We start from the raw sequence: 22,414 nt of genomic DNA on the forward strand, positions 1-22,414 counted from the left end.
GGGGTAACATGTCCTAGGGTATTTCTTAATAATATTCATACACTAAGGGGGGCTTCATGAAAATCTGTTCAGGGAAATCACATAGGAAGATCATTGTTCTTTTTCTCATTGTTGCATTTATGTTTGTCAGCGGCTGCTCATCGGTGAGCAATTACAAATTTAACGGCGTGCAGCTCGGCAAGCAGTACGCCCAGGCTGAAAAAGAGACCACAACAGACGCAACCACAGAAGAAAAAGCTCCTGGTGAAAAAAGCTGGTTTGCACAGCATCCGAAAATGACAATCTTCCTGGGCATCTTGGCAGCAGGCGCGGTGTACTACGGTCTGGCAGCGTCAGGCGTGTTCGGCAGCGGCGCAGCAGGCGCAGGCGGAAGTGGCGGCGGAATTAGCGGTGGCGCAGGCGGCTTCTAAACCGCTTTTTGTTTTTTTATTTAATCTTTAATATTTCATCTGGTTTTTTCTTAAGAATATTTTTCCAATCTACAGGTTTTTGAGATTTCAGATAATCTCCGACGATATAATAAGCCAGGGTATATCGTTGTATGCCCTCCTTATCTTAAACCAAAAATAGGGTTCGCATAAAGAGCCTTATGATTTCTTTTCGGCCACAAAAAATATGTCGCCCTTCTTCAGAAGATTACCTAAGAATACTTCAAGAATGATCGGCTTAATCCATAATCTATATTCAAATTTAACAAGTTTAAATCCCGTGGAATTGAGCAGGTTTGTTATATTCATTTTTGTGAAATGATGCTGATGGGTATTCCATTCATCGCCATCTTTCCAGATTCTATTAATATCAACAACCGGGACACAGAAATAGAGAATCCCGCCAGGCTTCAGGACCCTGTTGCATTCTTTAAGGACCTTTTCCGGATTATAAACATGTTCAAGGAAATGGCATGAATAGACGACATCATATGTGTCGTTCTTTATCATATCCATATTATCTGCATCGCCAAGTATGTCAGGTTTCATCCTTGGATCTATATCGAAGGTTTTAATTGAAGGATAATAACTTTTCATTGGATACCGCTGAGGCCCTAATTCAAGTATCTTTTTATGCTGGTAATGCGATAGAAACTTCTTGTTTATTTCTCTGCTTCTAGGTTTATCGTAGTTCCTGTTTATAAAAATATTTGCCAAAAACATGATTTTACCTAAATTTTAAAGTTTAAATAATCACATGAAATTATATATTACCTCAGCCTGTTTACAGGTTTGAGAAGCTATCGCATGGGGTTATTTTGAACAGGTAATAAAACATTAAAAAGCTTATTGTATGTAAATATTAAACACTAGAAGTACATTACAGGATATACGTATCAAAATGGGATTAGAAAATGGAAACAAAACTGAACTTTAAGCCTTATGAAATATTGTTAATAGCAATATTCATATTTTTAAGTCCATTATTTCTACTACTAATAATGTATGAGGAATTGATGTCAAAGCGCTCTCAAAGAAAAATAGGTTTCATGGTTAATTATCAGCAACCGATACATTCCGCGACCAGCAGCAGTTAGTAAGAAGATGAAAAAGCTTATTGTATTTAAGCATAAAGCATCAAAAAATAGTTTATGGCTGGAAAAAGCATTGCATCAAGGGCGCTCAACAGAAAACAGCGGCAAAAGATGAACATGAGCAGGTACAGCGGCAGCAAGCTTACAATCCGGCCTGAGAATATGGGCGTGGAAGAGGCCCAGGTTCCGAAATTCAGCATGAGTGAGCATAAATGCCAATTTTGCGGCTTCAAGGCCCGCTACAAGTTTTACAGGTGCCCACAGTGCGACAGCCCGCAGAAAGCATAAACCATCATATACCCTTAATTCTTTTAGTATTGACAAATGCTGGTTTATATTAGAGAATCGCATTATATAAGGCTTTTTAATCATTCTCCATATAATATAGCAAAAGGGACGAAACATGCCTAAAACTAACAATAACGGGGCGAATCTCGGGTTTGAGCAAAAGCTTTGGCAGACAGCGGATAAATTAAGAAACAACATGGACGCTGCCGAGTACAAGCATGTTGTGCTCGGTTTGATTTTTTTAAAGTATATCTCTGATGCTTTCCTGGAAATATACAACGAACTGAAAAACGACCCGGAAGAGCTGTCTGATCCTGAAGATAGGGACGAATATAAGATGCGTAATGTCTTCTGGGTCCCCAAAGCTGCACGATGGGAATATCTCCAGAAGAACGCAAAAAAGCCGGAGATCGGAAAGCTCGTCGATGACGCGATGGATGCAATCGAGAAAGACAACCCTTCCCTCAAGGGCGTTCTCACAAAGAATTATGCAAGGCCCGCGCTCGACAAGCAAAGGCTCGGAGAGTTGATAGACCTCATAGGCACAATCGGCCTTGGCGATTCCGAAAGCAGAAGCAAGGACATATTGGGAAGGGTTTATGAGTATTTTCTTGGCCAGTTTGCGGATGCAGAAGGCAAGAAAGGCGGCCAATTCTACACGCCGCGAAGCATAGTCAATCTGTTGGTTGAAATGCTGGAGCCTTACAAGGGCCGTATCTTTGACCCTTGCTGCGGCTCAGGCGGCATGTTTGTCCAGAGCGAGAAGTTTGTTAAGGCCCACGGCGGAAAGATAGGCGACATTGCGATTTACGGCCAGGAATCGAACCAGACCACCTGGCGATTGTGCAAAATGAATCTGGCAATCAGGGGCATTGACTCAGACATACAATGGAACAACGAGGGAAGCTTTCTCAACGATGCCCACAAGGATCTCAGAGCAAATTTCATTCTGGCTAATCCGCCTTTCAATGATTCTGACTGGAAAGGCGACCTCCTGAGAGGCGATGCACGATGGAGATTCGGGGCTCCGCCTGTGGGCAACGCGAACTTCGCCTGGGTCCAGCACTTTATCTATCACTTAGCGCCAACAGGGATCGCAGGATTCGTTTTAGCGAACGGCTCCATGTCTTCCAACACATCAGGCGAAGGCGATATCAGAAAGAACATTGTCGAAGCTGACATTGTTGACTGCATGGTAGCCCTGCCCAGCCAGCTATTTTACAATACGATGATTCCAGCCTGCTTGTGGTTTGTCGCAAGAGATAAGAAAAACAACAAATTCAAAGACAGAAGAGGAAAAGTGCTTTTCATCGATGCCCGAAAAATGGGCGTCATGGTTGACCGCAGACACCGGGAATTAACAGAAGAAGATATACAAAAAATCGCCTCAACCTATCATGCGTGGAGAGGCGAGGGCGGAAAATATCAGGACGTAAAGGGCTTCTGCAAATCAGCCAAGCTCGATGAGATACAAAAGCATGATTACATATTAACGCCTGGCCGCTATGTCGGCGCTGAGGATGTTGAAGAAGACGATGAATCCTTTGATGAGAAAATGAAAAAGCTGACAACGGAGCTGGCCGAGCAGATGGAAAAGGGCCAAAAGCTGGACAAGGAGATAAGGAAGAATTTGGCAGGGATTGGGTATGAGGTGTGACGATGAGCCAAGCAAAAAACTTCAAAGAGGAATTTGCGAAGTTCTGCGAAAGTCCAGATAGGACTAAACTCAGAGAATTATTGAAGCAGAATACAGGGGAGTATGCACACATAGATTTTAAAGAAAGATGGCCAGAAATACCTGAAACAGCCAAACATGTTTTAGGGTTTGCGAATTCCGGAGCAGGGGTTTTGGTAATTGGCATATCAGAGGAACAAAATGGCTCTCATATCCCCAAAGGTATTGATGCCTTTGAAGATAAAACGAATATCAAGTCAAAACTGCAAAAATACTTACCAGCAGAATTGGAATACGATATTTACAACTTTGAATATGACAATGAAGCTGAATGGGGACCTATCAAGAACAAGCAATTTCAAGTCTTGTTAGTAGAAGACACGCCCCAATATCTACCCTTTCTCTCGTTGAACTCGTCTGGCAATACATTACATAGGAATAGAGTTTATTACAGAGGGAAGACTAACACAGAAGAAGCAACGCATGAAGAGCTAAAAAAAATCATCAATAGAAGATTGGACACCAACATTAGTACAACTGCGGAGAATCAATTTAAAGAACATTTTGATCAGCTCAAAATTCTCTATCTATTTATTGATAAATACATTGTAAAAGCACCTTTTTGGATGCAAAATTTACAAACAATTGCTCAAATGGGTTCTAAAAAAGAAAGAAATCCCAGATATCCAACAGTGGACTTTGAGGATTTTGTTCTTAGAATGATTGAACGGAAAAAAGAGGTCATAGAGAGCATGATTGGGCGAGGATAATTATGATTATGAAGCAAAACCATAAATTCAAAGAAACCGAAATCGGGATGATTCCTGAGGATTGGGAAGTAAAGCCAGCAGAAGGTTTTTGTGAAAGGGTGACTGACGGAACACATGCAACCCCTGAGAAGCGTGACGAAGGGAATTATCTAATTACTTCACGGCACTTAAAAGAAGGTCATCTTGACTTTGACAACGCCTATTTCATTAGTACCTCTGATTTCAATGAAATAAACAAGAGGAGTAGGGTAGATCAGTGGGATATAATATTCAGCATGATTGGAACAGTAGGCGAAGTGTATTTGGAAAAGTCAAATAAAATAGAGTACGCAATAAAGAACGTTGGATTATTTAAATCAGGAAATGAACTCTATGGGAAGTGGCTATTTTTCTTTCTGAAGTCAAGACTCGCTAATGAATATATCAGAAAGAATCGATCTGGAACCACACAAGAATATATTACCTTGGGTTCTTTGAGAAAGTTTCCGATTGCTTATCCAAGGAACACGACTGAAATGCAAGAAATCGTGTCGCATCTGGATTCCCTGCAAAATAAAATCGAACTCAACCAGCAGATGAGCGCGACCTTGGAAAAAATAGGCCAGGCAATATTCAAACACTGGTTCATTGACTTTGAGTTTCCGGATGAGAAAGGCAGGCCTTACAAGTCCAGCGGCGGCGAGATGGTGGATTCTGAGTTGGGAGAGATTCCGAAGGGGTGGGAAGTAGGATGTCTTAGAGATATTTGCGATATCACAATGGGCCAATCTCCTCCTGGACAATATTATAATGAACGAGGTGAAGGATTACCATTTTACCAAGGCGTTGTTGATTTCGGATTTCGATTTCCTGCCAGAAGGGTTTATTGTACGCAAGCTAATAGATTCGCCAAAAAGGATGATGTTTTGCTGAGCGTTCGTGCACCTGTTGGACGCCTGAATGTTGCCGTTGAAAAATGCTCAATTGGGCGTGGAGTAGCCGCATTGCGTTTAAAGGAAGAACATAGCGGCTTACTTTATTATTTGCTTTGTGCTACTCAGTCAGGATGGGATAAATTCGAGGCAGAGGGAACAGTTTTTGGTTCCGCAAATAAATCTGACGTAAACCAATTTAAAATAGTAATTCCGCCAGAGCCGTTGCGAGTGCTCTTTGTATCTTTGATCAATCCAATTGATGAAGCTATAAAGAACAACGATAGGCAATTGCGGGTCTTGTCGCAAACCCGCGATTCATTGCTTCCTCGGCTCATGTCGGGGAAAATAAGAGTTAATGCGGAGGCTTCGCAATGAGCGAGGACGTGCTTTTCAGCAGATACGATTTACGTGAAACGCTAATTCATCGAGAACAAGAATTATCAGGTGAAGTAGAAAACCAGGATAGAAATTATATTTTGAACGTCAATATTGATGATTTCATAAACTATCTTGAAGACAAATATCGTATTCACGCAATAACTATTCATAGAGATAAGGCATATATTAAAGAAAGTGGCGACGCAAATGTTGATGTTAGGTATGATTTCAATAGAGCAATCCGTGATAAGTCAAGACCCTTCTTCATTAGGGGGACCTCGGTTACCTTTGCGGTCCCTTTTGAAGGTGATAGAAGCCTCTTTTTTTGTCAAGGCTCTACTTTTACTATGAACCCTCCCTATGCTGAAATAACAGATAATGAGATACTTGTGACTTACAATCAGGTCGATCCAGACCCCACTGAGATTAAGGCTGATTTTGAATCCAGGATGAACAACACAGAGAGGCACTTAGGATTTCTTAAGAATGATATTGATATGTTCAATAATGGGCTCGGGAAAACTGCGAAAGAAAGAATCGAGGCCAGGCGAGCAAAAATAATGAATGACCAGGGCATTGTTGCGGCTTTGGGCTATCCTATTAAAGAAAAATCGGGCATGCCTACTACATATACCGTACCAGACGTTAAAAGAAAAATAGTAATCCGGAAGCCCGCTGCAACGACAGCACCGTTTACTCCAGAGCCTATCCTCGATATGGCTAACTACGAAGCGATTCTCAAAATTATTGCTGACATGGTATTGGTGATGGAGAGAAGCCCCAAAGCCTTTCAGGACATGCACGAGGAAGACTTTAGGCAACATTTTTTAGTCCAATTAAACGGGCATTTTGAGGGCGCAGCAACAGGCGAGACCTTTAATTATGAAGGCAAGACAGATATTCTTATTCGGGTGAATGGAAAGAATATCTTTATTGCTGAATGCATGTTTTGGAAAGGCGAGAAATCTTTGCTTGACAAGATTGACCAGCTTCTTGGTTATGCTTCATGGAGGGATACAAAAACAGCAGTTTTGGTATTCAATCGAAACGTCAACTTCAGCAAGGTAATTGAGGGCATTCCAGAAACTGTGAAAAAGCACAGCAATTACAAGAAGTCGCTTGAATACAAATCAGAAACCGGTTTTCGGTTTATATTGCACCACAAGGATGACAAAAACAGGGAATTAACACTTACAGTATTAGGCTTTAATGTACCATCAGGGAGAAGTGCAGAGGTTTCAGAATGAGCAGCAGTATTTCATCAAAAGATCAGAAAATTCTTTGGGGCAGAAGTGGAAATAGATGTGCCATGCCCGAGTGCAGGACGCTATTAGTTCTCAATAGAACCGATAAAGACCGCGAAGCTATCATTGGTGAAATGGCCCACATAAAAGGAGAAAATCCTACTGCTGCGCGTTATGATGCAAGCATGTCAGACAATGAAAGAAATGGTCACGATAATCTTATTTTGCTCTGCGGAAACCACCACAAGATGATTGATGACCAGCCGAATACTTATACTGCAGAAAAGTTAAAACATATAAAGGCCGAGCATGAAGGATGGATTCAAAAGATGACTGAAGAAGAGATTGTTAATGTGACTTTCTCAGAATTGGATGCGATCACAAAATACCTTATTACAGTACAGCCAGAACAAGACGATTCTCTTGTTTTGGTGCCACCAAAAGATAAAATTAATAAAAATTCATTATCAGGCAAAACAGAAAAACTGATAACAACGGGATTAATGCAAGTAAAACAGGTTGCAAATTTCATTGATAAACATCTTGATGTGGAGTTTGGGGAGAGGCTCAAACAGGGATTTGTAACCGAGTACAAGCGTCTGAAGAATGAGGAGAAACTATCAGGTGATGAGCTTTTTGAAGCACTGTTTGAATTTGCATCAAATGGGCGTAAAGAATTCACGGAAATGGCAGCTGGGCTTGCCGTCCTGACTTATCTTTTTGAACAATGTGAGGTTTTTGAAAAATGATACTGCCAACGAAGCACATCAAGCTATCAAACTGCCTTTTAGGTGTTGGAGGCGCACTTTTAGGATGCCTTAATGAGAAGGAAACGGTAAGCTCTCTTTGGGGCAAGGCTCGCGCGCTTCCTGAAATAAAGACTTTTGAACGCTTCACGCTGGGGCTGGATTTCCTATATACCTTAGGTGCAATTGACTTTAAAAACGGACTACTTCGAAAGGTGAAACAATGATTTACTCGATCAGTTGCGATAAGCCGAGCTTCAAGCGGGTTGATTTCAAGCCTGGCCTTAATGTGGCGCTTGCTGAGCGAACAAAGGATTCAACAAAAAAGGATTCCAGAAATGGACTAGGAAAATCAACGCTCATAGAGATAATTCATTTCTGCCTTGGTGGTGGTAAGGGAGAGACGCTAAGCAAGCAACAACTCGATGGTTGGTCGTTTACGCTTGATCTGGATATTGGGAAAAAGAGGTACTCAATTACCAGGAACACTGCCGACCAAAACAAAGTGATCATTGATGGGGACTGTTCTGACTGGCCTTTAAAACCAGAGAATGACGAAAAAACAAACGAACAAATAATGTCTTCAAGAGACTGGAATAAGGTTTTAGGACTGTTCATGTTTGGGTTACAACTCTCCTATCCAGATCTTAATTATGCCCCGACATTCAGGAGCATAATTTCATATTTTGTAAGAAGAAATGGAGCAAGAGGAGGTTTTCTAAATCCTTTCCAGCAACACAAAAGTCAACAGGAATGGGATAAACAAGTTAACAATGCTTTTCTGCTCGACTTGAACTGGGGATACGCAGCAAAATGGCAAGTAATTAAGGACAGAATAAAGGTCATCAATCAGATAAAACAAGAAGCAAAAACAGGAATGCTTGCAAATCTCATGGGTACGATAGGTGAGTTGGACGCGCTGAAAATAAGACTGGAGTCACAAGCCAGGAGCGAGGAAAAGCAACTAAACAATTTCAATGTCCATCCGCAATATAAAAAAATAGAGGAAGAGACAAATGAGCTAACATTCCATAGCCACGAACTAGTCAACCTTAACATAAACGACAGGAGAATTCTTGAGTATTACGAGAGAAGCTTAAAGGAAGAAGCAGAAGCCAAAGCTGAAGACATAACAAGGATGTTTACGGAAGCGGGTGTAATAATGCCGGGCTCGGTAACAAAACGGGTTGGAGATGTCCTTTCATTTCATAAACAAGTTGTCGCAAACCGAAAAGAATTTCTCACACAGGAAATGGAGCGCCTCACAAGGAACATAGCGGAAAGAGAGACAGAGATAAGCAAGCTCTCGGGAGAGCGTGCTAAGCTCATGCAAATACTCAAAAAACATAAGGCACTTGATGAAATCCTATTATTGCAAAATAAGCACCAAGAAACAATAGCCCAGATAAAAGACCTCGATATAAAAATAGAAAACCTGAAGAAATTTGAGCAGGGGAAGAATGCGGTTATAGTAGAACAAGCGCTTTTGCAGCAACAAGCCACGACAGATTTGAACGAAAGAAAAAATCAAAAAGAGCAGGCTATTCTGCTTTTTAACTCAAACTCAAATGCTCTTTACGACTCCCCAGGGATATTCTCTATAGATGCCTCCCCGACTGGGTATAAATTTAACGTAAAAATAGAGCGATCAGGAAGTCATGGTATTGGAAACATGAAAATATTCTGTTATGACCTCATGCTTGCTCAAATGTGGGCAGAAAAGGCATGTTCGCCAATTTTTCTTATCCACGATAGTATCATTTTTGCTGATGTCGATGAAAGGCAAAAAGCGCTGGCACTGGAATTGGCGGCAAAGGAATCTAAAGAGCGAGGATTCCAATATATCTGCACCCTAAACTCGGATGGTATTCCAGAAAAAGATTTCAGCAAAGATTTCGATTTTAGCTCATACGTGAGAAAAGTTTTTACAGATGCAACTGAGGATGGAGGCATACTGGGTATCAGGTTTTGAGGTCATAACATGACAAAAATAATAACCGAATCAGAGGTTGAAGACGCGGCATTGGAGATACTGTCGGGGCTGGGGTACAAAACGCTGTATGGCCCGGACATAGCTCCTGCGCCTGATGGCGTGAAGCCTGAGCGAAGCTCATATTCTGATGTTGTGCTGACAGAAAGGCTGCGCAGCGCGATTGAGAGAATAAATCCAAAAATTCCGGAAGAGGCAAGGGAAGAAGCAGTGAAGAAAGTCCTTCGGGTGGAAAGCCCGGAGTTGATTGTCAATAACCAGCACTTTCACCGGATGGTTGTCAACGGCGTTGATGTTGAATACCGGAACAAGGAAGGCCGCATTGTCGGGGATAAGGTCTGGCTTTTTGATTTTGATGATGTTGGCAATAATGAGTTTGTGGCAGTCAACCAGTTCACAGTGATTGAAGAGAACAACAACCGGAGGCCGGATGTGGTCATATTTGTCAATGGCCTGCCGCTCGCGGTCATTGAGCTAAAGAATCCTGCTGATGAGAATGCAACCGTATGGACAGCCTTTAGCCAGTTTGAAACTTACAAGAAAGAGCTTCCATCCCTGTTTCGCCTGAACAGTGTTTTGGTAATAAGCGACGGCATGGAAGCGAGAGCCGGGACCATCACCTCCAATAAAGAATGGTTCATGCTCTGGAGGACAATCGACGGGACAGAAATAGATTCAGAGACCAGGAGCAAGTCAATGGAAGTGCTCCTGAAAGGCATGTTTGGGAAGAAAACATTTCTTGATTTGCTGAGGCACTTTTTTGTTTTTGAGAAAGAGCAGAATCAACTTTTGAAGAAAATGGCGGGCTATCACCAGTATTATGCGGTCAACAAGGCCATTGAGGCGACTATCGAGGCATCAAGGCCAAAGGGTGACAGGCGCTGCGGCGTTGTCTGGCACAGCCAGGGCTCAGGCAAGAGCCTTACCATGGTGTTCTACACGGGAAAGCTTGTTCTTGCGCTTGATAACCCGACAATTGTTGTGCTCACTGACAGGAACGATTTAGATGACCAGCTTTTTGATACTTTTGGCAGAAACAACGAACTGCTGAGGCAGAAGCCGGTCCAGGCCGAGACGCGCGGTGCGCTTAGGGAGTATCTGAAAGTCGCGTCAGGCGGGGTTGTTTTCACCACGATTCAAAAGTTTCTGCCAGAGGTTAAGGGCGACACCTACCCTATGCTGTCTGACCGGAGAAATATTGTCGTGATAGCTGACGAGGCCCACAGGAGCCAGTACGACTTCATAGACGGATTTGCAAGGCACATGAGGGATGCATTGCCCAAGGCCTCTTTCATAGGCTTCACGGGAACGCCTATCGAGAAAGCCGACAGAAGCACCCCGGCGGTATTCGGCGATTACATCCACATATATGACATGGAGCAGGCAGTCAATGACGGCGCGACAGTGAGGATCTATTATGAGAGCAGGCTTGCAAAGCTTGAGCTAAAGCCCGAGGAAAAGCCAAAGATAGACCCGGAATTCGAGGAAGTCACAGAAGGCGAAGAGGTCCAGAAGAAAGAGAAACTCAAGAGCAAATGGGCGCGGCTCGAAGCAATTGTCGGCAGCGAGAAGCGCATAAAAAGAATTGCCAAGGACATTGTGAGCCACTTTGAAGAGCGGCTTAACGTCCTTGACGGCAAGGGAATGATTGTCTGCATGAGCAGGAGAATATGCGTTGACCTGCATAATGAGATTATCAAGCTGCGGCCTCAATGGTATAAGAAGGACGATGATAAGGGATTCCTGAAAGTCATTATGACCGGCTCTGCCAGTGACCCTACAGATTGGCAGGACCATATAAGAAACAAGAAAAGGCGAAAAGATATTGGCGAAAGGATGAAGAATCCTGGCGACGAACTCAAGCTCGTCATTGTCAGGGATATGTGGCTGACCGGGTTTGACGTAAAGAATCTCCATACAATGTACATAGACAAGCCAATGCGCAGCCACGGCCTCATGCAGGCAATCGCCCGGGTAAACAGGGTTTTCAAGGACAAGCCGGGCGGGCTCATTGTCGATTACATCGGAATAGCAGACGACCTGAAGAAGGCGCTTGCAGAATATACAGAAGGGGACAAAAAGGAAACAGGCGTGCCGCAGGAAGAAATGGTTGCGGTGATGCTTGAAAAGTATGAGATCATCTGTGCGCTCCTCAAGGGTATGGATTATAAAAAGTTCTTCTCTGCCGGGCCAACGGAAAAAATGTCTGTGATAGCCTCCACAATGGACTTTATATTAAAACAAAAAGACGGGCGCGAAAGGTTCATTAAGTACACCGTGGAATTGCTTAAGGCATTTGCCCTGTCTGTTCCGCACGAAGAAGCGCTGAGGATCAGGGATGATGTCGGGTTCTTCCAGGCTCTCAAGGCCCAGTTTGTGAAGACAACCATAACAGCGGGAAAAAGCAAAGAAGAGCTTGACTCAGCGATAAAGCAGATAATCTCCAAGGCCGTCGTCTCTGACAAGGTAATCGACATCTTCGACTCCTTGGGGCTCAAGAAGCCCGATATATCTATTCTCTCTGATGAGTTTCTCGATGAGATCAGGGGCATGCAGCATAAGAATCTGGCCTTTGAGCTTTTGAAAAAGCTTCTTAATGACGAGATAAAAATAAGGTCGCGTAAGAATCTCGTTCTGTCAAAATCATTCGCAGAAATGCTGGAAAAAGCCATCAAGAAATACCAGAACAAGAGTATTGAAACCGCGAAGGTCATTGAAGAACTGATAAAATTAGCCAAGGATATGCGGGAGGCGAACAAGCGTGGTGAAAAGCTGAATCTCACGGAAGCGGAGCTGGCTTTCTACGATGCCCTTGAGGTAAATGACAGCGCCGTAAAGGTGCTCGGCGATGAAATCTTGAGGACCATTGCCCGCAGCCTGGCTAACACAATCAGAAAAAATGTTACCATTGACTGGACCCTGCGTGAAAGTGCGCAGGCACAGTTAAGGGTGATGGTGAAAAGGGTCTTGAAAAAATACGGATACCCGCCAGACAAGCAGAAGAAGGCGACTGAAACCGTCCTCGAACAGGCAACAATGATTGCGAAAGACTGGGCAGAAAAGGCAGCTTAAAAAAATATCCAATTCTGCAAAGGACCAGTGATGGATATCTTTCATGATATGAAAAAATACCGCACGGGGAAAACAGAGGATGGAAAAGACTCATTTAGCATACCCCTTGAAAAAGATCAGGATGGCATGATTGGCCGTGAATGTCCGAACGACGAATGTCAACCAAAGTACTTCAAGATCAGCACGACTATTCCAGATGAAATGGCGAGCAAAGCAAGCGAGTTTTCACAAATAGATTTGACCTGTCCTTATTGCGGGACATCTGCAAACATGCAGCAGTTTCATACAGAAAGCCAGATGGAATGGGTAAAATCAATGATCTTCCGTGATGTATCAAAAACTTTCCAGGACATGATGGGGAAAGCATTCAGGCCAACATCATCGTCACCGAAAGGCATGTTTTCAATCAGCGTTTCTTTCAAGCCAGGATCTCTTCCTAGCGTGCGGCATTATGTTGAGGAGGAGTTAAAACGAACTGTCATTTGCGATGCTTGCAGTTTTAACTATGCGGTTTATGGAATATCTTTTCATTGTCCTTTATGCGGAGAAGGCAACCTGCTCCAGCACCTGAATCGGAGCGCCAATATCATCAGGGTGCTAATTGAAGAATGCGAAAGAATTGCTAGGGAAAAGGGGGCAGATGTAGGCCGCCAAATGATAGGCAATGCTCTTGAGGATGTAGTTAGCCTTTTTGAGGCTTTTCTGAAGCAGATTTATCAGTACGAAATCAAGAAAAGGTTCAACAAAGAAGATGCTGAGAGCAGAATCACAAAGATTAAAACTAATTTTCAACGTCTCGAAGGGGCAGAACTCTTTTTTTCCAGAGATCTTGCCCTGGGCTTGTTTGCTGAATGTAGCCAGGAAAACAAGTTATTTCTTCAAGAGCAGTTTCTAAAGAGACATGTTATTACACATAATTTGGGCCTTATTGATGTGAAATATATTGAAAAAGCCCGGGTTTATGAGAAACAAGGAAATGAACTTGAAATAACACCCGCAGATGTATTGAAAGCACTGGAAATTGTAGAGACTCTCATTACTAATGCTAGTTTCCACCTTAGTAAAAAGGAATAGGAAGAAATGGCAAGTTCTGAACAGAAAAAAGAAAAATTTTTGATAAAGGAATATCAGGCAACCCAGGAAATGATACGGCACTACGATGACCTGACTATGCGGTTTGGCACTATGACTCAAACCGGAGTTCTAATATTTATCGGTTTGGCCTTCGGTCTTTTGAGCAGAGATAGAAGGATATTTTTATACCTGTTTCCTTTTGTCATACTCTTTGTAATAATGTGCAGTATTCTTGTACATATGTGGTTCAAAAGACACAGGAGTATTTCTCAGACCAAGCTACATCGAATCCTTGAGATAGAAAAGGAGTTGGGCTGGAAACAGTTTTCAATGGTTGATGACGCAATTAAATCGGGAAAAATTGAATCCAAGCCCGTAAGGACCATGCTTCTTATCTATCATATAAGTCTGCCCGCAATCCTATTAATAGCCTATTTTATAATTATCTTTTATGGTTGACCCATGATTAAACATTTCAAGCCTATTCATGGGTCTTCGCCCTCTTAACAGCAGCCTTCTCCAGTATCCTCGCCCATTTGGGCATTCTGGCTGCAATTTCGTCTTCTTCGTTGCGCATAGCTACCAGCTCAATAAAAACCGTTGCCATTGCCGTTTCCAGCAGGCCTTAGTATCCTTACATTGCCCTTTATCGCTGCGCGCTCCCATCGTACAAGCCCTTTTGTCATCAGCTGCTTCAGGTATAATGAAAATGTTCTGGATGCTACCGGCTGCAGCTTCTTGCGCTTGCACCGCTCAAGATAGAGCTGCCATATGGGCCTGGAAAGGATTCCGCTTTCGGCGTTTTCAGCAACGATCTGGTGAATCAGCCTGTGGTGTATAGTGAGGGCGCTCAACACAACGCTTTTCTTTATGGTTTTTGCGCTGACCCATGCCTTATCGAGATGCAGCGGCTTTATTTCAAGACAGTTCTCATTTTGTGCAAAGACTGCTGCGTTCCATAGAGTGCGGATGGCCACCCTGGCATCGCCCCGGGACAGGGCAGAAATCTTTTCAATGACACTATCGTCCCAGGCCTCCGGGAACAGGGACGCCTCTGCCCTCTGCCGCAGGATATGCCTGAGATCTTCTGTCGTATAGTATGGCACTTCAATCAGCTTTGGGTTGAGCCGGGAGCGTATCCTGTCATCAAGCGTGAAGAAACAGTTGCGGCTGGATGAGATGCACACCAGGCTCAGCTTGTTCATGTCGCAGAGGTTATAGAGAATCAGGTTCCTGTCCTTGGGCATCAGCTGGTCGATCTCGTCCAGGACCAGCGTCGCAAAGTTTTTGTCAAGATATCGGGTGAAGCACTCCAGCTTAAACACAGTGCTGATTTTTTCAGCGCCAAGCATTCTTAAGTCTCTCATGATTTTGTCCATTATTGAATGCAGTGAGCAATGCTCCCAGCAGTTTATATACAAAGTGCTGACATTATGCCTCTCGCCCATAAAATTCATGGTGTGCCTTGCCATAAGGGTCTTGCCCGATCCTGAAGGCCCTGTAATCCAGATATGCGTCGGCCTTGTCATCCTGACAAAGGGGATAAGGGCTGATTTGATTTCCGCCAACTGGTTTTCTCGCCGCATAATCGGGGACGGAACAAATGACTCCTTCAGGAAATCCGGCTGAGATATAATCGGTTTGTGTTTTCCATCGCCTGTCATATGTAATTGATTCGTGATTGTTTTTTAAAGGGTTTCCCCTCTTTCATGCTGGTTATACCCTTAATATCAGATGCAAGAGATGCAAGGCATGCTTGATGATAATAAAAGCCTATTGTAATCATAATTTTTTTGATTTAGATGGAAAAAAAGCATTCATTCTTCGACGGCGAGACCTACAGGGGATATAAAATAAGCCTGAAATTAGTACGGGAGGGGATTGACGATTACCAGCCTGCCAGGATTCATTCACCAACGGATGTTTACCAGTTTATGAGCGAAATAAAAAACAACGACAGGGAAAGATTCTATTCCGTCCACCTTGATACAAATCATAGCATTGTAAGCTGCGAGGAGGTCTCATCAGGAACCGTCGAGTGCACAGTCGTCCACCCAAGAGAAGTCTTTAAATCTGCCCTGCTGTGCTCAAGCTGCGGCATCATCCTTGTGCACAACCACCCCAGCGGAACTACCGAACCATCAGAGCAAGACAAGATTTTAACACAGAGGCTTTATGTGTGCGGCGAACTTATGGGCATCCAAGTTTTTGACAGCGTTATCATTGGCCTTGATTCCTATTACAGCTTCTTGGAATCCGGCCTTTTCGAAGATTTCAGGAAAGGAAATCAGCTAGGAGACAGGAAGCGCGGCGATGACAGCCGGTTTTTTAAGAATATTTATTTGGAGATTTAGAAAAAGGGGTCTTCAGGAATTGCTGTTGGCACCTACAACTTCTTACTCTTGAGCGGTTGAATGTATTGCAGATTGTTGATGGAAAGTCTTGACTCTTAAACTTCAAACAAATGTTCCTGCTTTCCACTGATCGATCTCCTTTCTCCGCGAAGGAGAGCTTCAAATCGCTTCTTGCTGAACACAGCCAGCATATCCCCCTTCTTTTGATATGACTGTATGTAATATTTGTTGCCATCGACCGGGTCTTTTTGGGCATATTGTATAGACACTAAAGCGTCCAAGGCTTCCCTAACCCAAGCTTCTTTTGGTATCTTCGGTTGTCGTTCGTCTTGTTGTTCAAACGAAAACTTTTCACACAACATCCTGGTAATCTCCTTGCACTCAACAGTCAGCGATTTGTCCTTCCTTTCGCCATTTCTTTCCTTGAGCTCGTTGAATACATTCATCCAAAGAATATTCATTGTGTATTCGGTTGGAGGCGGCGTATCGTAAAATTTGACTGCCGAAATTTGACCTATTAGCTCCTCTAAGGGCACGGGGACAGGCTCGGCCAATTTTTGTTCAACTCTCTCATCCGAAAAGGCACCGTAGTATTTCTCTATTTTGCATACTTCCTTGGCGCGTCGTTGAACTGCGCATGCGATTAGAGTAAAGTTCCTCTCGAACGATTTGCTCCCGAAATAGTTCTTAGCCGCCGTTCTTTCTAAATCATCCACCAAAAGGGCGAGGTCGTGCATTCCTACAGCTTCATCCTCGGTTCTCCATCCTTTCAGCTCCTGATCATAGTTCTGCATTTGCTCAAAGGCCCTGTCAAAGTCACGCTCGGTGCTGGCAGTTATTTTCACTTCACCAACTATGCCATTATGCTCGGACAGCTGAACAACCACATCTGGAGTAACGTTTCCATTGGCACCAACCTTTGACAACCGACGGCAGGGTAGGAAATGAGAACCCACAAAATAGTCCTTTACTGCAGCGTCCCATCGAACTGCAGAATCAAAGCAAATAATAGTGAGTATAGTTCTTTCATAAGAATCAGCCTTCTCTTTTACTTCCTGTTGATATTTGACAATCTTTGCTCTAAGTTCGTCTGTTGCCACTTAGTTTCCCATCTCTCTTGAATCCTTTACCATCCCCTCCTGAAACTCTTTTGAAATATGATCGCAGAAGCGATTTAAAGAATGCATGGTGCAGATGGTCTGTGGAACAATGGAGATGCGACTATCAGATAATACCCAAACCTCATAATTTGAATTATCCATATAATCTATAACGCTCACATGAAGATAGGGGTTGTCATGAATCACCGATCTCGCTGAATTCGATAAATGCTTTATCACTTCAATGAGCCTCCGGTTTTGCTCCTTGTCATGGAATACGGGTTCATCAAACTCGATGAAAAGAGGTTTCGGTTTAAACTGTGTGTCCTTTGTGCGGGCTCGGTTACTTAACTGCTCGGTTCGCCGCGAGAAGATCTCGATCGCTTGGTCAAGCACTGTGTCATATAATAACCTGAATCCCGACTCGACTTTAAAAACTCCATCCCTCGATACTAAGCCGCTCATTGTTTTTGACCCGAACTTAGATACTCCAGGCCTCGCCTCAGTCATTAAATCAAAATACACCTTCTCTATCCAGGTATCAGTCTGCTTAACCTGTCTGAACACATCCCGGTAAAAGAGATCAGTCCAAGTTAACTCAGTTTCTTTCTCTTTTCTGGATTCCCCAGCAATCAACCTCGACTTCTTAGATATCTTGGTCAGCATTATTCGACTTTCTGGTCGTGTTTTTGCCAGCCGATTGAGCATCATTTCAATTTCCCATGAGTAGAAGAACGGAAGCGTCAGGCGTGGATACCGCGACCTAACATATTTGAGAATTCCTTCTTCGAAAAACGTCGTGCCCTCATCGGTAAGCAAGAAATAGACGTTGTACTTGTCGTGTCTGAATAAAACGAAATCACCGCTAATTGAATGCCGCTGCTTTCTGCCGTATTGTCGATGCAGGTCGCCTATGAACACATTAACTGCAGAATATTTGGTAACAATCTTGTATTCGGAGGAACTAACATCGCAGAAGAACCTACTGGGGTCAACGCTCGAAGTAAAAAGAGCAAGTCTAATCGGGAGACCTGAGAGCTTTGTGTAGTTATCAATCTGCCCGATCATTGCTTCATACTCAGTATGGCGGGCATATAGAGTGCTCTGTCTTAGCAGATACAACTCGTCCTCTTTCATCGACTACCTAAGCCTGCCGTATACAACATGTTCTTCATTAACCAAAGGCAGCAAAACCATAGGCATTCTTTATCCATTTTCTCGTTACTAACGGCAATCCGCTCCACAACCACTGGATATACTTTTCCCGCGCCATTGTCAACCTATTTTTCCTTTCATGCAATAATTAATACTTTGATATTAGACCTTGTGGTTTGCGCCGGAGGAATACCGTCCTTGGTCAAACGCGTCGTTTGGAGCCGACGATTGCCGCCTGAAAGGTGGTACGCCAAACAGCGACGAGAAAATCAATAGTTCAAAAAAGCCCTTGGCCATAAAAATTCATAAAGAACCGAAAATTCTTATTGCCTGTTTGGTTGTGTTTTGGTAGTATAGCGTTATTGGGGATGTTTCAATCTCGTTAATTTGGCAAACTTTACAGGCAAGCACCCACGGTATAGCTCTCTCAGCATCCCCCCAAAACGGGCTATACCTGCTTGCCTTTTTTCTTGACTTCTTACCGTGGCTTTATATAATCACTTATAGAGGGGGAAGCTTCTGTTATTTCTGCAATTACAAGAAGATAGCTGCGCTTAGTGCGCATAAACATATAAGGAGGACATATGTTCAGTAAAGCCAAATATATTCCGCTAATATTCGTTTTACTTGTTTTCAGTGCGGCGTTCGTCTTCGCCGGGCCGCTTGAAGACTGCAAAGAGTATGCAAAGCTCGGCGTGCCGGGCTATGATGGCAAATTCCTTTGCAGGACTGGGCACCTGTTATCTCATAGCCCAGAATACAAGACACCATTTTGGGTTATAGAACATCTCACTGCCGAGAAAGCAAGCGCTAAGGAATTTGAAAGAGATAAGTTTAGGCCAGATCCTGATCTGCAAAAAGGAGAGCGGGCAGAGCTTGCAGACTATAAAGGCAGTGGCTATGACAGGGGACATATGGCTCCGGCGGCTGATATGAAGTGGGACCAGCAGGCAATGATAGAGTGCTTCTACCTCTCAAACATGGTTCCCCAGAATCCTCCCATGAACCAGATTATCTGGAGAATCCTCGAAGAAAACGTTCGTAATTGGGCGATTGACAGGGGCGAACTCTACATCTTCACCGGCCCCATTTATGAAGGCAGAACAAAAAAGACAATCGGAAAAAACAAGGTGGCAGTGCCAACCCATCTTTACAAGATCATCTATGACCCGAAGAAAAATGAGGCAATCGCCTTCATCATGCCCAACGTAAAGCTGAACACCGAAGATATGCCAACATACATAGTGACCATCAGGGAGATTGAGGAAAAGACAGGGCTTGATTTTCTCTCAGAGCTTGAAAAAGGTCTCCAGGATACCATAGAAACCGCTAAGGCAAAGGATCTTTGGCAATAAATATTAGTAAAGGAGGGTCTTATGGGAACAATAGATATCGCAAGCATAGTTGCGTTGCTTGGCGCTATGAGTTTATCAGTCGAAAGGGTTGTCGAAATTGTCAAAAGTATGGTTCCTTTTCTCGCACAAGCACAGCAAGATGCCGGTAAGGAAAGATGGCGGAGATTTTCCTTGTACCTGCTTTCAACCATAGTGGGAACTTTAATCGCATTTATCGCACAAGAGCAAATTCAGCCATTGCTAGCGGCCATGTTTAAAACCCCAGGAGTAATAGGCTTGCCAAGCTGCTTTATCCTTGGATTATTATCAAGCGGTGGGTCTGGGTTTTGGAACCAGAGCCTCAGTATTGTAGAAGAAATAAGGAAGGCTAAGAAATTGGAAGTAAAAAAGTTGCAGACTTCCTAAAAGGGTCTTTGGCAATAATATATAAACAAAGGAGGATGCCATGGCAGGGACGTTTACACATTGGATGGTTGTGGAAGAGGCTTTAGACATATATAATCGTCTTCCACAAAAACATCCGTATTTTTTTAAGATCCTTAAACAGAACCATTTTATTTGCCTTGGTGCTGTTGGCCCTGACTACCCGTATCTCTCAGAGCTTTTGGGTGGATTCTTGAGGGTCCATAGCTGGGCGGACAGGATGCATTACGAGAACACTAGTGAGTTTATTGGCCATGGCATAAAAAGCCTGCTCGGCTTGAACGGTGATGCCTTTGATATATGTCTTGCCTGGCTCTGCGGCTTTACTACACACATTGTCGCTGATTCAGTAATTCACCCGGTAGTGCAGGCTATAGTTGGACCTTACATCTTCAATTCTGGTGAACATCGGCACTGCGAGATGATCCAGGACAGCTATATCTTCAACGAAATCAAGAAAGTTGAACTCGGATATGCTGAGTATGTCGGGCTTTTTAAAATGTGCTCAGACCCGGATGATAAAGATAAGATTAACCCTAACCTCAAGGCGTTGTGGACGGAAACACTTAAGGCCAGCCACCCTACCGCTGTTGAAAGGTTTGACAAAATTGATCCTGATAACTGGCATGAAAACTTTTTGTCCCGCATAGACTCTGCCGCTGACCCGTTGGCTGTTTTTCGGCACTTTGGAGAAGAGAAAAATCTCGTTTATAAAAAAACTGCGGATATAGACCCCGAAGAAAGACGGCAGTTTATTGAACAGGTCATGCTGCCAGGAAACAAAACTGGCACGTTTAGGAAAGATGCCTTTGACAAAGCAGTTAATGTTGTTATTGATACATGGGATCGTCTCTTTGTAGATGTCGAAAAGAAAAATCCAGATGGAATCAACATATACCTTAAAAATTGGAACCTTGATACAGGGGTCGATGAAGACAGGGCGTATTTCTGGCCTTAAAAAGGGGAGGATATTCATATGAAACGATTGGCCATCTTTTTAGTTGTTATTGTTCTTCTTGGTTGTGCGAATACCGGCCTAGTGTCGAGGCATAGCGAAGGGCAAATAAAAGAATACTCCGCCACATCTATCACGCTTTCCGATTTTTCAAAGAAAATTATAGGGCATTATCAATTGCAAAACATGCCTGTGCCAAATAATTTTGATGCCAACCAATTCTTTTCCCTATTAGAAAAAATATACCCTGATCAGCCTCGGGTACAATCTGTCAAAAACAACTACAAGGTATCGGCGCGCCCACTCAATGGCGGCTATTCAGTGATGCTTTGCGATCCAAAGACAGACGCGAAAATCATGGAGGATTTAAGCTGTCACCTGACACATGTTGAGATCAGGTCATGGGAAAACAACACAGATATCCAATGTGCTTTTGAGAATAATTGGAAACCCCTGTGTAAATGAAATCGATTATATGATTATCTTACTTAAAAGAGGGCGATATGGAAAAGGAAGTTTGGAATCTCAGCGCAACAATTGCAGGAAATTTTTTCCTTGTTAAAAATGAAGATTTGTTTCCTAAATCTCCACCTCACTCATCGTTAAAAAATCTTAAGCTGATACCTCAGTTTGATAAACAGGGAAAACAAAATGGAATATTCGAATTAGAAATGCAATTTGAAGTTAATTCCGTTGAAAATCATGTTGATTCAAAACTTCCGGCAGATTTAGGAAGGAAATTATTTTATCATTTTATAGATATACTTACTTTTTTATCTGGTTATCCTATAACTATTCTAAAAGGCCCCTCGTTAGTTTTTCACTTCTCCGATGTAAAGAAACATCGTACAATAGCATTTAGTGATGAATATCGCTCTTTTGGACCTATGGTTCCAATTATAAATACCAGCCTACTTTCTTCTTTAGAAATAGATTCCGTCCAGAAAAGAATTATGTCCTGGTTCAGAAAAGGGTTACAAGAACCAGATATCGTAAATGCAGTAATTTCATTTTGTGTATCTTTAGAAATAATGGCAGACCAATTCCCCTGCAATGAAGGCGTAAATAGAAAATGCCAACACTGTGGATATGTATCTATCATTGATCCAGGAATGAGGCAAAAAATTGAAACCTTTATGGTAAATCAGATAGGTTTCACTAAAGCTGACTTTCGCAAGGTGTGGGAGGTTCGAAATAGCCTCTTTCACGGAGGCTATGATTCGTATGTCCCTAACGCAACAGAACTTCACAGCACAAGAAGGATTTTGACTGTTTCGATAGTTAAAGGACTCAAGAAATTGCTAAAACTCATGCCCGATGAGCCTCCGTCAGAAGATCCAGCTATGTTTCCATTTTATGACCCATTTTTAGATGTTGTTTACAGGGACCCATGATAACT

At 43.0% G+C, this 22,414-nt stretch carries 22 protein-coding genes; 17 read left to right on the top strand and 5 right to left on the bottom strand.

Translation table 11 applies throughout. The annotated features are described in order from the left end of the window. Window positions 1–56: 56 nt before the first annotated feature. Window positions 57–410 (top strand): hypothetical protein, encoded by a 354-nt coding sequence (locus PHU49_00280; protein MDD5242428.1) that lies wholly within the window; start codon window positions 57–59, stop codon window positions 408–410. 177 nt (window positions 411–587) lie between these two features. Here PHU49_00280 and PHU49_00285 read toward each other — a convergent pair whose 3' ends face one another. Beyond that, on the bottom strand, window positions 588–1,025 hold the full coding sequence (locus tag PHU49_00285) for a methyltransferase domain-containing protein (GenBank protein ID MDD5242429.1): 438 nt from the start codon (window positions 1,023–1,025) through the stop codon (window positions 588–590). Window positions 1,026–1,579: 554 nt separating this feature from the next. Here PHU49_00285 and PHU49_00290 point away from each other — a divergent pair. The 10 genes from PHU49_00290 (at window position 1,580) to PHU49_00335 (ending at window position 14,132) form a co-directional block, all read left to right on the top strand. Beyond that, window positions 1,580–1,810 (top strand): hypothetical protein, encoded by a 231-nt coding sequence (locus PHU49_00290; GenBank protein MDD5242430.1) that lies wholly within the window; start codon window positions 1,580–1,582, stop codon window positions 1,808–1,810. Window positions 1,811–1,925: 115 nt separating this feature from the next. After that, the gene (locus PHU49_00295; GenBank protein MDD5242431.1) at window positions 1,926–3,467 is read left to right on the top strand and encodes a class I SAM-dependent DNA methyltransferase; all 1,542 of its coding nucleotides are present in this window, start codon (window positions 1,926–1,928) and stop codon (window positions 3,465–3,467) included. Between the two features lie 2 nt (window positions 3,468–3,469). Continuing rightward, on the top strand, window positions 3,470–4,255 hold the full coding sequence (locus PHU49_00300) for an ATP-binding protein (GenBank protein MDD5242432.1): 786 nt from the start codon (window positions 3,470–3,472) through the stop codon (window positions 4,253–4,255). An 8-nt stretch (window positions 4,256–4,263) separates the two neighbouring features. After that, window positions 4,264–5,544 (top strand): restriction endonuclease subunit S, encoded by a 1,281-nt coding sequence (locus PHU49_00305; protein MDD5242433.1) that lies wholly within the window; start codon window positions 4,264–4,266, stop codon window positions 5,542–5,544. Beyond that, the gene (locus PHU49_00310; GenBank protein ID MDD5242434.1) at window positions 5,541–6,794 is read left to right on the top strand and encodes a hypothetical protein; all 1,254 of its coding nucleotides are present in this window, start codon (window positions 5,541–5,543) and stop codon (window positions 6,792–6,794) included. Before PHU49_00305 ends, PHU49_00310 begins: the two co-directional genes overlap by 4 nt. Further along, on the top strand, window positions 6,791–7,540 hold the full coding sequence (locus PHU49_00315; GenBank protein ID MDD5242435.1) for a hypothetical protein: 750 nt from the start codon (window positions 6,791–6,793) through the stop codon (window positions 7,538–7,540). Before PHU49_00310 ends, PHU49_00315 begins: the two co-directional genes overlap by 4 nt. Before the next feature lie 220 nt (window positions 7,541–7,760). Further along, window positions 7,761–9,509 (top strand): DUF2326 domain-containing protein, encoded by a 1,749-nt coding sequence (locus tag PHU49_00320; protein MDD5242436.1) that lies wholly within the window; start codon window positions 7,761–7,763, stop codon window positions 9,507–9,509. A gap of 9 nt (window positions 9,510–9,518) precedes the next feature. Next, window positions 9,519–12,599 carry a type I restriction endonuclease subunit R gene (locus PHU49_00325; protein ID MDD5242437.1) on the top strand — a complete coding sequence of 1,027 codons (3,081 nt, stop codon included), beginning with the start codon at window positions 9,519–9,521 and terminating at the stop codon, window positions 12,597–12,599. A 30-nt stretch (window positions 12,600–12,629) separates the two neighbouring features. After that, a complete protein-coding gene (locus tag PHU49_00330) occupies window positions 12,630–13,673 on the top strand; it encodes a hypothetical protein (protein ID MDD5242438.1) in 1,044 nt (347 codons plus the stop codon). Between the two features lie 6 nt (window positions 13,674–13,679). Beyond that, a complete protein-coding gene (locus PHU49_00335) occupies window positions 13,680–14,132 on the top strand; it encodes a hypothetical protein (GenBank protein MDD5242439.1) in 453 nt (150 codons plus the stop codon). Window positions 14,133–14,154: 22 nt separating this feature from the next. Here the strand turns inward: PHU49_00335 and PHU49_00340 are convergent, their stop codons facing one another. Further along, the gene (locus tag PHU49_00340) at window positions 14,155–14,280 is read right to left on the bottom strand and encodes a hypothetical protein (protein MDD5242440.1); all 126 of its coding nucleotides are present in this window, start codon (window positions 14,278–14,280) and stop codon (window positions 14,155–14,157) included. Next, window positions 14,261–15,241 (bottom strand): AAA family ATPase, encoded by a 981-nt coding sequence (locus PHU49_00345; protein MDD5242441.1) that lies wholly within the window; start codon window positions 15,239–15,241, stop codon window positions 14,261–14,263. Before PHU49_00345 ends, PHU49_00340 begins: the two co-directional genes overlap by 20 nt. A 234-nt stretch (window positions 15,242–15,475) precedes the next feature. On the opposite strand from PHU49_00345, the gene PHU49_00350 reads away from it, so the two are divergent. Continuing rightward, on the top strand, window positions 15,476–16,027 hold the full coding sequence (locus PHU49_00350; GenBank protein MDD5242442.1) for a JAB domain-containing protein: 552 nt from the start codon (window positions 15,476–15,478) through the stop codon (window positions 16,025–16,027). A gap of 95 nt (window positions 16,028–16,122) precedes the next feature. Here PHU49_00350 and PHU49_00355 read toward each other — a convergent pair whose 3' ends face one another. Together PHU49_00355 and PHU49_00360 are read right to left on the bottom strand one after the other, a co-directional pair. After that, on the bottom strand, window positions 16,123–17,127 hold the full coding sequence (locus PHU49_00355; protein ID MDD5242443.1) for a hypothetical protein: 1,005 nt from the start codon (window positions 17,125–17,127) through the stop codon (window positions 16,123–16,125). Then, window positions 17,128–18,264 (bottom strand): hypothetical protein, encoded by a 1,137-nt coding sequence (locus PHU49_00360; protein MDD5242444.1) that lies wholly within the window; start codon window positions 18,262–18,264, stop codon window positions 17,128–17,130. A 602-nt stretch (window positions 18,265–18,866) separates the two neighbouring features. Here PHU49_00360 and PHU49_00365 point away from each other — a divergent pair. Genes PHU49_00365 through PHU49_00385 form a run of 5 tightly spaced genes read left to right on the top strand, consistent with a single transcriptional unit; the run spans window position 18,867 to window position 22,409 of the window. Next, a complete protein-coding gene (locus PHU49_00365) occupies window positions 18,867–19,637 on the top strand; it encodes a DNA/RNA non-specific endonuclease (GenBank protein ID MDD5242445.1) in 771 nt (256 codons plus the stop codon). A gap of 21 nt (window positions 19,638–19,658) precedes the next feature. Continuing rightward, on the top strand, window positions 19,659–20,042 hold the full coding sequence (locus tag PHU49_00370; GenBank protein ID MDD5242446.1) for a hypothetical protein: 384 nt from the start codon (window positions 19,659–19,661) through the stop codon (window positions 20,040–20,042). Between the two features lie 40 nt (window positions 20,043–20,082). After that, on the top strand, window positions 20,083–21,018 hold the full coding sequence (locus PHU49_00375; protein MDD5242447.1) for a zinc dependent phospholipase C family protein: 936 nt from the start codon (window positions 20,083–20,085) through the stop codon (window positions 21,016–21,018). Between the two features lie 18 nt (window positions 21,019–21,036). Continuing rightward, window positions 21,037–21,480, top strand: a complete 444-nt coding sequence (locus PHU49_00380) for a hypothetical protein (GenBank protein ID MDD5242448.1) — start codon at window positions 21,037–21,039, stop codon at window positions 21,478–21,480. 38 nt (window positions 21,481–21,518) lie between these two features. Next, window positions 21,519–22,409, top strand: coding sequence for a hypothetical protein (locus tag PHU49_00385; GenBank protein MDD5242449.1), 891 nt, complete (start codon window positions 21,519–21,521; stop codon window positions 22,407–22,409). The last annotated feature ends 5 nt before the right edge of the window (window positions 22,410–22,414 follow it).

The organism is Syntrophorhabdaceae bacterium, assembly GCA_028713955.1.
Taxonomy (GTDB): Bacteria; Desulfobacterota; Syntrophorhabdia; order Syntrophorhabdales; family Syntrophorhabdaceae; genus UBA5609.